12 protein-coding genes are annotated in these 12,206 nt (G+C 61.8%); 9 read left to right on the forward strand and 3 right to left on the reverse strand.

Translation table 11 applies throughout. The features are described from left to right. Positions 1 to 20: 20 nt before the first annotated feature. The 6 genes from FJ946_RS19060 (at position 21) to FJ946_RS19085 (ending at position 4,918) form a co-directional block, all read left to right on the forward strand. Positions 21 to 692 (forward strand): amino acid ABC transporter permease, encoded by a 672-nt coding sequence (locus FJ946_RS19060; RefSeq protein WP_140499639.1) that lies wholly within the window; start codon positions 21 to 23, stop codon positions 690 to 692. Then, positions 689 to 1,339: an amino acid ABC transporter permease gene (locus tag FJ946_RS19065; protein WP_140499641.1), complete on the forward strand. Its 651-nt coding sequence runs from the start codon at positions 689 to 691 to the stop codon at positions 1,337 to 1,339. The genes FJ946_RS19060 and FJ946_RS19065 overlap by 4 nt, the downstream gene beginning before the upstream one ends. Continuing rightward, positions 1,326 to 2,057 carry an amino acid ABC transporter ATP-binding protein gene (locus FJ946_RS19070; RefSeq protein ID WP_140499643.1) on the forward strand — a complete coding sequence of 244 codons (732 nt, stop codon included), beginning with the start codon at positions 1,326 to 1,328 and terminating at the stop codon, positions 2,055 to 2,057. The genes FJ946_RS19065 and FJ946_RS19070 overlap by 14 nt, the downstream gene beginning before the upstream one ends. A 35-nt stretch (positions 2,058 to 2,092) precedes the next feature. Then, the gene (locus tag FJ946_RS19075; RefSeq protein WP_056570895.1) at positions 2,093 to 2,881 is read left to right on the forward strand and encodes a transporter substrate-binding domain-containing protein; all 789 of its coding nucleotides are present in this window, start codon (positions 2,093 to 2,095) and stop codon (positions 2,879 to 2,881) included. Positions 2,882 to 2,960: 79 nt separating this feature from the next. Continuing rightward, positions 2,961 to 3,977, forward strand: a complete 1,017-nt coding sequence (locus FJ946_RS19080; protein ID WP_140499644.1) for a succinylglutamate desuccinylase/aspartoacylase family protein — start codon at positions 2,961 to 2,963, stop codon at positions 3,975 to 3,977. After that, on the forward strand, positions 3,974 to 4,918 hold the full coding sequence (locus FJ946_RS19085) for a threonine/serine dehydratase (RefSeq protein ID WP_140499646.1): 945 nt from the start codon (positions 3,974 to 3,976) through the stop codon (positions 4,916 to 4,918). Before FJ946_RS19080 ends, FJ946_RS19085 begins: the two co-directional genes overlap by 4 nt. A 199-nt stretch (positions 4,919 to 5,117) precedes the next feature. On the opposite strand, the gene FJ946_RS19090 is transcribed toward FJ946_RS19085, so the two are convergent. From FJ946_RS19090 to FJ946_RS19100, 3 genes are all read right to left on the reverse strand, one after another. After that, positions 5,118 to 6,098 (reverse strand): Dyp-type peroxidase, encoded by a 981-nt coding sequence (locus FJ946_RS19090; RefSeq protein WP_210239471.1) that lies wholly within the window; start codon positions 6,096 to 6,098, stop codon positions 5,118 to 5,120. 123 nt (positions 6,099 to 6,221) lie between these two features. Beyond that, positions 6,222 to 7,283 (reverse strand): alpha/beta hydrolase, encoded by a 1,062-nt coding sequence (locus tag FJ946_RS19095; RefSeq protein ID WP_140523455.1) that lies wholly within the window; start codon positions 7,281 to 7,283, stop codon positions 6,222 to 6,224. Positions 7,284 to 7,643: 360 nt separating this feature from the next. Further along, on the reverse strand, positions 7,644 to 8,228 hold the full coding sequence (locus FJ946_RS19100) for a glutathione binding-like protein (protein WP_140523180.1): 585 nt from the start codon (positions 8,226 to 8,228) through the stop codon (positions 7,644 to 7,646). A 470-nt stretch (positions 8,229 to 8,698) separates the two neighbouring features. Between FJ946_RS19100 and petA the strand changes: the two genes are divergently transcribed. The 3 genes from petA (at position 8,699) to FJ946_RS19115 (ending at position 12,203) form a co-directional block, all read left to right on the forward strand. Then, complete coding sequence (petA, locus tag FJ946_RS19105; protein WP_023767325.1) at positions 8,699 to 9,175, forward strand: ubiquinol-cytochrome c reductase iron-sulfur subunit; 477 nt, start codon at positions 8,699 to 8,701, stop codon at positions 9,173 to 9,175. Between the two features lie 15 nt (positions 9,176 to 9,190). Beyond that, positions 9,191 to 10,486: a cytochrome b N-terminal domain-containing protein gene (locus FJ946_RS19110; RefSeq protein ID WP_140523177.1), complete on the forward strand. Its 1,296-nt coding sequence runs from the start codon at positions 9,191 to 9,193 to the stop codon at positions 10,484 to 10,486. Positions 10,487 to 10,643: 157 nt separating this feature from the next. Continuing rightward, positions 10,644 to 12,203: a mechanosensitive ion channel family protein gene (locus FJ946_RS19115; RefSeq protein ID WP_140523174.1), complete on the forward strand. Its 1,560-nt coding sequence runs from the start codon at positions 10,644 to 10,646 to the stop codon at positions 12,201 to 12,203. Positions 12,204 to 12,206 lie beyond the last annotated feature (3 nt).

The following is a 12,206-nucleotide window of genomic DNA, read 5'->3' on the forward strand; positions in this document are numbered from 1 at the left end:
TAGGGGGACGCTCTACTTCCATGAGCTATAATTTCAAATTTGATGTCCTGCTGCGCTATATCCCCGAGATTGTGCAAGGCGTGCTGCTGACCTTGCAGTTCTCGGTCGTCACCATGCTCTGCGGCCTTGCCATCGGCTTGATCGTCGCCATGGCCTCGATCAGCCCGCTGATGCCGCTGCGCGCCTGCGCTCGCGTCTATGTCGAGGCGCTGCGCAACACGCCGCTGCTGGTGCAGCTGTTCATCGTCTTCTTCGGCCTGCCTTCGATCGGCATCAAGCTTGGCGCCAACACCGCTGCGCTGATCGCGCTGTCGATCAACATGGGCGCCTATGGCGCGGAGATCCTGCGCGCCGGTTTCCAGTCGGTGCGCCAGAGCCAGGTCGAGGCTGGCCGCTCGCTCGGCCTCACCGCCGGCCAGACCTTCCGCCATGTCGTGCTGTTCCAGGCGGTCAAGACCATCTACCCGGCGCTGGCCAGCCAGTTCGTGCTGATCATGCTGACCACCAGCGTCGTCTCCTCCATCGGCGCCACCGAGCTGTTCCACCAGGCCGCCTTCATCGACTCGCGCACCTACCGCTCCTTCGAGACCTACACGCTGATCACCATTTCCTATCTCGTGCTGACCCTGGGCTTCCGGGCCTTCTTCGCCGGCGTCTACTGGATGGTCTTCGTCAGGAGGCCGCGCCGATGATCCGCGAATTTGGCGGCACCGATATCGTCTACCTGATCGAGGCCGCGCGCTGGACGATGCTGCTGGCGCTCACCGCCACGGTGGGCGGCGGGCTGCTCGGCATCGTCGTCGCCGTCCTGCGCGTCATCCCATTCAAGCCGCTCAACTGGCTGGCCATCGCCTGGATCAACCTGATCCAGGGCACGCCGCTACTCGGCCAGCTCTTCGTCTTCTTCTTCGGCCTGCCGCTGATCGGCCTCTCGGTCGACGCCTGGACGGCGGCGGCACTTTCCCTGTCGATCTACGCTTCGGCCTTCTTCGGCGAGATCTGGCGCGGCAGCCTGCAATCGGTGTCGCAGCGGCAATGGGAGGCGGGTGCCGCGCTCGGCCTCACCTACGCGCAGCGCCTCGGCCATGTCGTGCTGCCGCAGGCGATCCGCATCTCCGTCGCGCCGACCGTCGGCTTCCTCGTCCAGTTGGTGAAGAACACCTCGCTCACCGCGCTGATCGGCTTCGTCGAACTGACCCGCGCCAGCCAGATCATCAGCGGCGCGACCTTTGCCCCGCTGCCGGTCTACCTCACCGCCGCCGCCATCTATTTCGTCATCTGCTTTTCCCTCTCCCAGCTCGCCCGCATGCTGGAAAGGAGACTTCATGTCGCTCGTTGAAATCGCCGATATCCGCAAGCGCTTCGGCGCCATCGAGGTGCTGAAGGGCATCTCGCTCAACGTGGAAAAAGGCGAGATCGTCGCCGTCATCGGCCGCTCCGGCTCGGGCAAGTCGACCATGCTTCGCTGCATCAACGGGCTGGAGAAGGTGCAGGCCGGCCGCATCGTCGTCGACGGCATCGACGTCACCGCGCCCAGGGCCGACCTCAACCTTCTGCGCCAGCGCGCCGGCATGGTATTCCAGAGCTACAATCTGTTCCCGCATCTCAATGTCGAGCGCAACGTCACGCTGGCGCTGAAGCTGGTGCGCAAGCTCGACACGCCGGCCGCCCGCGAAGTCGCCCGCGCCGTGGTCGCCAAGGTCGGCCTCGCCGACAAGCTGCTTGCCTATCCCGACGAATTGTCCGGCGGCCAGCAGCAGCGCGTCGCCATCGCGCGCTCGCTGGCCATGCAGCCGACCCTGATGCTGTTCGACGAGATCACCTCGGCGCTCGACCCCGAACTGGTCGGCGAAGTGCTGCGCGTGCTCGAAAGCGTCGCCAGCGAAGGCATGACCATGATGCTCGTCACCCATGAGATGAACTTTGCCAAGAACGTCGCCGACCGCGTGATCTTCATGCATGAGGGCCGCATCCACGAGGATGGGCCAGCGCGTGAGACCTTGCTCGAGCCTCGTACGGCCGAACTCAGGAGCTTCCTGAGCGCCGTCCTTCACTAGGAAAAGAAAGTCCAACCAGAAAAAGGGGAAGTTCCATGTTCAAGCATCTCACCAGGATCGTCACAGCCGTGCTCCTGGCCGGCGCCGTCTCGGCAATGCCGGCGCGAGCGGCCGACCTGCAGAAAATCCTGTCCGCTGGCACGGTGCGCATCGGCGTGCCGATCGACGTGCCGCCCTTCGGTTCGGTCGACGCCAAGAACGAGCCGGTCGGCCTCGATGTCGACATGGCCAGGAAGATCGCCGAGGCGCTGGGCGTCAAGCTCGAACTGCAGCAGATCACCGGCGCCAACCGCGTGCCCTATCTGGTCACCGACCGCCTCGACATCGTCATCGCCGCCATGGGCGCGACGCCGGAACGCGCGCTGCAGATCGCCTTCACCTCGCCCTATGCGGCGCTTTCGATCGGCGTCTTCGGCCCCGACAGCATCACGGTGAAGAGCCCGGCCGAGCTCAAGGACGAGACCATCGCGGTGGCGCGCGGCACGACGCAGGATCTCGAACTGACCAAGGCCGCGCCCAACGCCAAGATCGTGCGCTTCGACGACGACGCCACCGCCGCAGCCGCTTTCACCTCCGGCCAGGCGCAACTGCTGGCCACCGCCGATGTCGTGGCCAAGGATTTGATGGACAAGGACGCCAAGGTGCAGCTGAAACCCAAATTCATCCTGCAATTCTCGCCCTGCTACATCGGCATCCAGCAGGGCAGCCCGGAGCTGCTTCGCTGGCTCGACACCTACATCCATCTCGGCATGCTCGACGGCTCGCTCTCGGCGCTGTCGCAGAAGTGGATCGGCACCACGCTGCCGACCCTGCCGCCGATCTGACTTCTTCGGCGGCGGGGGCCTTTCCGCCCTCGCCGCCTCTCCCTCGCCACCTCCATCCCCTAGAGTTTCAAAGAGAAACATGGCCCGCATGTCCACCGCCCGCACCACCATCGATTTCGACCGTTCCGGCAAGCAGATCGGCTTCGTCGACATTCCGCATTCGCCGCATGACGACGCCTGGGGCGCGACCCGCATTCCGCTCGCGGTGATCCGGAACGGCAGCGGGCCGACCGTCATCCTGCAGGCCGGTAACCATGGCGACGAGTATGAGGGGCCGATCACGCTCGGCGAACTCATCCGCGATCTCGACCCGGGCATGGTCAGCGGCCGCATCATCTTCCTGCCGGCGATCAACCTGCCGGCCGTGCTGGCCGGCCGCCGCACCTCGCCCGTCGACGGGCTGAACCTCAACCGCACGTTCCCAGGCGATCCAACCGGCACCATCACCCAGCAGATCTCGGCCTATGTCAGCGACGTCGTCATGCCGCTTGGGCATGCCTATATGGATCTTCACTCCGGCGGTTCCTCGCTCAACATCCTGCCCAGCGCCATCATCGAGCCGGCGCCCGACGCCGCCCACCGCAAGCGCAACACGGAGGCGGTGCTCGCCTTCGATGCTCCGCTCACCGTCGTCATCGACAATCTCGGCGAGCCGCGCACCTCCACGGCCACATCGGTGCGGGCCGGGCTGACCACGGTCGGCACCGAGATGGCCGGCGCCGGCACGGTCTCGCTCGACGCGCTCGGCATCTGCCGCAAGGGCGTGCGCAATGTGCTGAGCCACCTCGGCGTGCTGCCGCCGACAGGCAGGCCGCCTGCCGCGAGGCCCGAAAACATCCTGCGCATTCCCGGCCATGACGGCTATGTGCTGGCCACCACCAATGGCGTGTTCGAACCGTTCCACGCGCTGGGCGCCGAGGTCCATGCTGGCCAGGACGCCGGCCGCATCCACGACCTGGCCGACCCCGGCCGCGCGCCCGAGACCGTGCGCTACCTCTCGGACGGCATCGTCTATGGCCGCCGCCAGCCCGGCCGTGTCGTTGTCGGCAATTGCTGCGTCACCGTCGCTACGCGCTATGAAGGAGAGCTGGCGTGATCGCGCTGGAAGACATCCGTACTGCCGCCGCGCGCATCGAAGGCAATGTCAGGCGTACGCCGATGATTGCCGCCGGCAACCTCAAGACGCCGCTGGCCGGCGGCGTCGACCTGCTGCTGAAGCTGGAACTGCTGCAGGTCACCGGATCGTTCAAGGCACGCGGCGCCACCAACAGGCTGCTCTCGCTCGACCCCGCCGCGCTGGAGCATGGCATCGTCACCGCGTCGGGTGGCAACCATGGCATAGCCACCGCCCGCGCGGGCCTCATGGCCGGTGTGCCGGCCACCATCTTCCTGCCGACCAACGCCTCGCCGGCCAAGATCGAGAAGCTGCGCGCCTGGGGAGCGGCCACCCACATTGTCGGCTCGGCCTGGCACGAATCCAACGAGGCCGCGCAAGCCTTCGTCCGCGAAACCGGCGCCGTCTATTTCCATCCCTTCGCCGACCCGGCTGTGGTCGCCGGGCAAGGCACGGTCGGCCTCGAAATCCTCGACCAGATGCCGGATGTGACGACAGTGTTGGTCGCCATGGGCGGCGGTGGGCTGGTCAGCGGCGTGGCGACAGCGATCAAGGCGCTGGCGCCGCATGTGCGCGTTATTGGAATTGAGGCCACAGGCTCGCCGGTGCTGCTGCGCGCCCTCGAAGCCGGACACAATGTGGCCCTGGACAAGATCACGACATCTGTCGCGACGATGGCCTGCGCCAAAACCGACGATCGCATCTTCGACATTGTGCGCGATAGCGTCGATGAGATCGTGCTTGTCGACGATTCCGAGATGCTGTGCGCCGCCAAAAGCTTGTGGTTCGAGATGGGCCTTGCGGCTGATCTAAGCGGTGCTGCCGCGGTTGCCGCAATTGCGGAGGGTCGGGTGCGGTTCAGCTCAGGCGAGTGCGTCTGTGCCATCATCTGCGGCGCCGGACCAGATGGAATTCAAGGATAGAGCTGACCGAATGTCAGCAGCGAAAAATACCAGACCAAGTTCCAGACTGCGTTTTATGCGACTTTCGAGCACAGACCGGAAACATCGACCGTTTCCGTTCATCGCCCAAGGCCAGTGTAGCGTTGGAAAGCCAAAGTGGGGGTGTCGTTCGTGCGTTTCATATTCGGTGGGGAACCTGTTGACGGTTACTCCAAACAGGTCAACCCGACAGGCCCGGACCAGTGGTCGAGATGACTTCCCCCGTTGCAAGGTTCTCCAGGAATGTCGTCGACGGGACGAAGAACAATGTGCCAGTGACTGCGCGGCTGAAGTCCAGTAACCGATCGTAGTTGCCTGGCGGCCGGCCGATGAACATGTTTTCCAGCATCTGCTCGATTCTGCGCGGAGAACGGGCGTAGCCGATGAAATAGGTACCGAACTCACCCTTGCCGACGTCGCCGAACGGCATGTTGTCGCGTACGATTTCCAACTGCTCTCCGTCCTCGACGATCGTGGTCAGCGCATTGTGCGCCGAGGTCGGTTTCACGTCATCGTCCAGTTCGATATCTGAGAGCTTTTTTCTGCCAACAATTCCCTCTTGATCCTCGATTGGAAGCGCGTTCCATGCTTTCAGATCATGCAGGTACTTCTGCACGATCACATAGCTGCCTCCGGCAAATGAGGGGTCCTCCTCGCTGATGATCGCGGCCTTGACGGCGCGCTCATCCACCGGGTTCTCTGTGCCATCGACGAAGCCGATCAGGTCGCGGTCATCGAAATAGTTGAAGCCGTGCACCTCATCCGCCGTGGAGACTGCGCCGTCGAGCTGCGACATGATCTGTGTCGCCAGTTCGAAGCAAAGGTCCATACGCGATGCACGAATGTGAAAGAGGATGTCGCCCGGCGTCGAGACGGCATGATGCTGACCTTGGATTTCGCGAAATGCATGCAGGTCCTTCGGTCTGGGGGCTCCAAACAAGCGGTCCCAGACATCGGAACCAAACGCCATGACACACGAGAGCCGGCCCTCGAGGTCACGGGAGCCGACCGCGCGCAGAAGTGTGGAAAGATCGCAACATAAGGCGCGCACGGTCGCTTCGTGTTCTGGTCCGGAAATGACCGTCACAACAAGAAATATCGCGGCCCGCGTCAGTTGCGCGACGACCGGTTGAGCAACAGCGGATGGCAATGTCGAATCCACAACAGATCCCTTTCAATCTTGATCGAAACGCCACTGGTCGACCGGCATAGGGCCGGAGGGGCGGAGTTGGATTTACCCAATTCGCGGATCATCTCCGCATCAGTTGGTCACGAGTTCGCCCGATCAGTATTCGCCGACGTCTATGACTGCCTGGGCGAAAGCCTGTGGGGCTTCCTGCGGCAAGTTGTGGCCAATTCCGCCCGTGATGGTCCGATGCGCGTATCTGCCCGAAAATTTCTTGGCATAGGAACTGCTGTCGGGGTGGGGTGCGCCATTGGCATCCCCCTCAAGGGTGATGGTCGGCACCGTGATCAACGGGCTCTCGGCCAGCCGTTTTTCCAGGCCGTCATATTCCGGTTCGCCTTCGGCAAGCCCGAGCCGCCAGCGGTAATTGTGAATGACGATGCTGACGTGATCCGGGTTGCCGAGGCTCGCCGCGCTGCGCTCAAAGGTGGCGTCATCAAAATCCCATTTCGGCGAGGCGATCCGCCAGATAAGGTTTGCAAAATCGCGCCGGTATTGTTCGTAGCCGGCCCGGCCGCGTTCCGTCGCAAAATAGTACTGATACCACCATTGGAGCTCGGCCTTCGGCGGCAGCGGCATTCTGTTTGCCGCGAGACTGCCGATCAGATAGCCACTGACCGAAACGAGAGCTTTGCAACGCTCCGGCCAGAGCGCCGCTATGATGCAGGCTGTGCGCGCGCCCCAATCATAGCCGGCGACGATTGCCTCGCCGATGTTCAGCGCGTCCATCAATTCGATGACATCGACAGCCAGCACAGACTGCTGGCCGTTGCGGACAGTCTGACTTGAAAGAAAGCGCGTGGTGCCACAGCCACGCGAATAGGGAACGATCACGCGATATCCCGCCATCGCCAACAGGGGAGCGACATCGACAAAGCTGTGGATGTCGTAGGGCCAGCCATGAAGGAGGATAATAACGGGACCATTGGACGGACCAGCTTCAGCGTAGCCGACGTTCAGCAGGCCGGCGTCGATTTGCCTGAGCGCTGCGAACGAGGCAGCCGGCAATGGTCCTGCCGTTGCTCCGTCCAGCCCTGAAACGCGTTGCGCCTCGGCTGAGCGAACTGTCGCGAACTGAGCAGCAGCCAGACCCATTGCAGCAACGCCGACGAACGCCCTGCGATAGGGATCAATTTGTCCCGGCCGTCTTGTATTTTCCATTCTTGCAACCTCTTTCACGGCACCGTCCGGATGCCACCTGTTATGGCGCGGCGCCGGCATCAGCTTCATTCATCGGCTTGGCGTTCCCGGCCGGCATGCCTTGGCAACCCCCTTGGACAGCCGAGGCGTCGGTGGCTCCGCCGAGCGCTGTTCAGACATACATTGAGCTGGAATGACGCGATCACATGGGAAGGTCATGCCGAGTCCCGCCTCGCCTTCCATGCTTAGAAATTCGGGGCGTAGCCCGTCGCCGCGCTTGGTAGCGATCAGGTGGAGGTTCTGCAGGAACAGAAGCATGGACAAACTCCTTCGTAATGTGTCGTGGCTGAAGGTTGACACGACACGCGGCCGGTCTCGCACTTAGACAAGGCCCTCGCGCTTCATTGCGATGCGAACGGCCGGACGGGCCGCTATTCGGGCGCGCAACGCTTCCAAAGGAGCTGGAACAGGGACTTGGAAGCGGACTGCCCAAAGAAGCATCACGAAAAGGTAGAAGTCCGCTACGCTGGGTTTCTCGCCGAACAGAAAATCCGTCTTGAGACCGTCCGCGAAGAGATCAAGTTGCGATGTAATCGTGGTCCGCGCCTTGGCCTTTTCAGCATCGCTGCCTTGGTGCCACATGGGTTTGAAGCTTCGGTGTATTTCGGTCGAGACGTAGGTCAGCGCTTCGAGAACGCGGGTACGGCCCATTGGCCCTTCCACTCCCAGTGCCGGGTACTGCGACGCAATCCAATCGAGGACGGCGATATTTTCTGTCAGCGTTTCCCCGCTATCCAGCACGAGGGCAGGAACATACCCCTTGCGCGTGACCGTGGTGAAATCATCACCGGAGCCCGTTCGTTTGGTTTTGAGATTGACCGTTTCGCGCTCGAAGGCGGCACCCGCCTCCTCCAGTGCTATGTGGTCGGCCAGGCTGCAGGCGAGAGGGCTATAGTAAAGTTTCACGGGTTTTCCCTTTTTGAATCCTGACGAAGCTTCGCAATTGTCCGGCGGCGGCGCCCGCCTAGCTGGGCACTTGCCAGCGGCGTCCATCAGGTTCCAGAAGATCTCACTTGCCGGGGAGGAAGGCTACGACACCGACAGGTAGGCGTGCCTATGCCGAGGTATGATCAAGCCAAGCAATCGTTCTGCGATTGCCCGTGCAATGCCGGAATCCCGCTCAAGTGGGGAACGGCAACAACCAAGGATTCGCATCCACTACGCCTGGCGTCCTCGAAAGTCCCGCAGTCCTTCGCTCAGGGCTCATAAACGAAAGTATTGGACACATGGGCCCTTGGCACGATGGCCCACATCCCGCTGCGGCCGGCATAGTTCAACTCGAAATGAGCAAACGCGAACGGCGAAAGGCCGCGGCCGGGTTTTCCGACTGCACGCCGACGCACTGAAGCAGCTTTCCAATCAGAGGAGTCGTCGTCATGGCCGAGCTATCCCAGACCGAAACCGGCACTGCCGCATTGCCCGCCGAGGCTGTGGCCGCGGTGGAAGTCGACGTCTCCTCGCTGATGCCGGGAATGTCGCTGGTCGTGCAATGGCGCGGCAAGCCCGTCGTCGTGCGCAACCGCACGGAGAAGGAAATCAAGGACGGCAGAGCTGTCAGCTTGGCCGAGCTCAAGGATTCGGTCGCCCGTAACGCCAATCTGCCGGCCGATGCGCCTGCAATCGACGCCAACCGCACAGCGCCGGGCAAGGAAGCCTGGATCGTGATGGTCCAGGTCTGCACGCATAGCGGCTGCATCCCGGTTGGTCAGCAAGGCGAGTTCGGAGGCTGGCTCTGCCCGTGCCACGGCTCGCAATACGATACTGCCGGCCGCATCCGCAAAGGCCCAGCGCCCGAGAACATGGCGGTGCCGGTGTTCCAATTCATTTCCGACACCAGAATCCGTATCGGCTGAGATGGGGCAATTTCGATGAGCGACAAAAATTCGACCTATACGCCCAAGACCGGTATCGAACGCTGGTTCGACGCCCGCCTGCCGCTGCCGAGGTTGGTGCACGATAGCTTCATCGTCTATCCCGTCCCGCGCAACTTGAACTACGCCTATACGTTCGGCGGCATTCTCACGGTCATGCTGGTTTCGCAGATCCTGACCGGGATCGTGCTTGCCATGCATTACGATCCAGATACCGGGTTGGCCTTCAATTCAGTCGAGAAGATCATGCGCGACGTGAATTCGGGATGGCTGCTGCGCTCTCTCCACGCGAACGGCGCCTCCTTCTTCTTCATTGCCGCCTACATCCATATCTGCCGCGGGCTCTACTACGGCTCTTACAAGGCGCCGCGTGAGCTGCTGTGGGTGCTCGGATGCACCAACCTCTTGCTTATGATGGCGATCGCCTTCATGGGCTATGTGCTGCCCTGGGGACAGATGTCGTTCTGGGGAGCCACCGTCATTACCAACTTTTTCACGGCCATCCCACTGGCCGGCGACTGGTTCCAGCGGCTCCTGCTCGGCGGTTTCGCGGTCGGCAATCCGACGCTGAATCGCTTCTTTGCGTTGCATTACCTGTTGCCGTTTGTGCTTGCAGGTGTGGTGACCTTGCATGTCTGGGCGCTTCACGTCGTCGGGCAGAACAATCCAGCCGGCATTGATGTGAAATCAAAAACCGATGTCGTGGACTTCACACCCTATGCGACCGTCAAGGACGCGTTCGGCATCATCGTGTTCCTGTTCTTCTTCGCCTATTTCGTCTTCTACCTGCCGAACTATCTCGGCCATCCTGACAACAACACCGTCGCAAATCCGCTCAAGACGCCTGCGCACATGGTGCCGGAATGGTACTTCCTGCCCTTCTATGCGATCCTGCGCGCCATCACCTTCAATGTCGGGCCGATCGATTCCAAACTTGGTGGCGTGCTCGCCATGTTCGGCTCGATCGTGGTGCTTTTCGTCGTGCCGTGGCTCGACCGGTCCAAGGTTCGCTCGGCCGTTTACAGGCCATGGTACAGGGTGTTCTTTTGGCTCTTCGTCGCCAACGGACTGTTTCTCGGCTGGCTTGGTTCGCGGCCGGCCGAAGGGAATTACGTCGTCATGTCTCAGTTGGCGACGCTTTACTACTTCGCCTTCTTCCTGATCGCACTGCCGGTGCTAGGCTTAATCGAGAAGCCACGGCGGCTGCCCAACTCGATCACTGAAGCGGTGCTCGAGAAGAACAAGGGGGCCGGCGGCAAAGGCGCGATCGCCGTGGCCGGCGACCAAACGTAGATGGGAAGAGGCGATGATCGTGTCTCGCCAGCCCGTCTCAAAGGCGCCGATAGCAACACGCTTTGGACCGAACCGTTGCGTCGAGGCGACGAGACAACTTTATGTCGAGCGCCAGCAACCGCTCTGCTCCGAATGATGAAAAACAGGGATTGCGATCATGGTCGATCTGGGTCCGGTGATGAACTGGTGGAACTCACCTCTGATCTACATCGTGTCGCTCGGCCTCGCCGGAATCGTCGTTTGGAACCTCGTTCCGGGACGCTTCGCCAATGCGAGGTTGATCGTCCAGCTCGTCTTTTTCCTCGCAATGTCGATCATGGTTCTCGAACTGCGGGTCGTCCCATACGAGCCCGCACGAAGCGATGGGACGACCAGTGGAGCGATCCTCATCGGATCGGTCAAGCTGCTGTGGTGGGTCCATCTTGCCTGGGCGCTAATTGGGTTTGTCCGTATCTATATCGTGTTCGAGCGGCAGCCGCGCGAGGCACGCCTCCTGCAGGATGTCGTGGTCGGCATCATCTATACGGGAATGCTCCTTTCAATCCTGGCGTTCGTCTTTGCCGTGCCGGTCGGAACGCTCATCGCCACGTCGGGCGTCTTTGCCGTCATGCTAGGTTTGGCGCTCCAGAATACGCTTGGCGACGTATTTTCGGGAATCGCGCTTAACCTCGGCCGCCCTTATGTGCTTGGAAACTGGATCATTCTGAACGACGGAACCGAGGGCCGCGTCGTAGAGACCAATTGGCGCTCGACCCAACTCCTCACCCCGGCCCACAACGTCATCGCACTTCCGAACAGCCTTGTCGCCAAAATCGGGGTAACAAACCTTAGCGGCCCAGACGAGAGCCATGGACTTACCGTGACGGTAAAGATGACTCTGACCAAGACGCCGGCTATCATCGTAGACACGATGCGCATGGTCCTCCTGAGCTGCAACTCGATCCTCCAAGACCCTTCGCCCGTGGTAGCCATCACAAGCCTGGATGCGGCGGCAATCGGGATCGAGCTGTCATTTCGCGTCGCCAGCCTTGACCAGCGGATTACAGCTCGGAACGAAATTTTCGATCTGGTCTATCGCCATTCAAGGTCGGTCGGGGTGCTGCTGGCAGCGCCACTTTCGGCTTCGATTGCCATGACCTCCCAGCCAATCGACGGGACGGCGACCTCCCAAGGCTTCGCCGCGATCGACCTGATCAAGGCCATACCGATCTTCTCGACGCTAACGGATGCCGAGCAGGAGGCGCTTGCCGCGACGATCCTGGTTCGCAGCTACCGCAAGGGCGACGTCATTGCAGAACAAGGAGAGATGCTGCCATCCCTCATGATTGTCCGGAAGGGCGTCATCGTCCGGCAACATGTCCAAAGCAATGCTAACGTGCAGGAGGTTGGCCGGCTTGCACCTGGCGACTTCTTCGGCGAGACCGGCCTGCTCGCAGGTATTGGCGAGACGTCGACATTGCGGGCGATGACCCACGTCTTGGTCTACGAGATAGACCAGCAGAGGTTCGCGCCGCTCCTGCACGACAGGCCCGAGATGGCCGAAGATCTTGCGGCAACCCTGTCGAGGGGGACGTTGGCCTATGGCGAAACCGGCATCCCCGGCCAGCAGCACAAGAGCTCCAAATTTGCGCTCCTGAAAGCCATTCAGGCTGTCTTCCACACCGCCCCATTGGAGCACGCTCGAGCACGTGGTCGACCAGGCATTCGAAAGGACTAGATT

This window comes from Mesorhizobium sp. B2-4-7, from assembly GCF_006442685.1.
Taxonomy (GTDB): domain Bacteria; phylum Pseudomonadota; class Alphaproteobacteria; order Rhizobiales; family Rhizobiaceae; genus Mesorhizobium.

Bases quoted from the DNA above. Each gene is read 5' to 3' on its own strand.
- FJ946_RS19070 (WP_140499643.1), top strand. From the start codon at position 1,326: ATGTCGCTCGTTGAAATCGCCGATATCCGCAAGCGCTTCGGCGCCATC.
- FJ946_RS19065 (WP_140499641.1), top strand. From the start codon at position 689: ATGATCCGCGAATTTGGCGGCACCGATATCGTCTACCTGATCGAGGCC.
- FJ946_RS19115 (WP_140523174.1), top strand. From the start codon at position 10,644: ATGGTCGATCTGGGTCCGGTGATGAACTGGTGGAACTCACCTCTGATC.
- FJ946_RS19075 (WP_056570895.1), top strand. From the start codon at position 2,093: ATGTTCAAGCATCTCACCAGGATCGTCACAGCCGTGCTCCTGGCCGGC.
- FJ946_RS19060 (WP_140499639.1), top strand. From the start codon at position 21: ATGAGCTATAATTTCAAATTTGATGTCCTGCTGCGCTATATCCCCGAG.
- petA (WP_023767325.1), top strand. From the start codon at position 8,699: ATGGCCGAGCTATCCCAGACCGAAACCGGCACTGCCGCATTGCCCGCC.
- FJ946_RS19080 (WP_140499644.1), top strand. From the start codon at position 2,961: ATGGCCCGCATGTCCACCGCCCGCACCACCATCGATTTCGACCGTTCC.
- FJ946_RS19110 (WP_140523177.1), top strand. From the start codon at position 9,191: ATGAGCGACAAAAATTCGACCTATACGCCCAAGACCGGTATCGAACGC.
- FJ946_RS19095 (WP_140523455.1), bottom strand. From the start codon at position 7,283: ATGGAAAATACAAGACGGCCGGGACAAATTGATCCCTATCGCAGGGCG.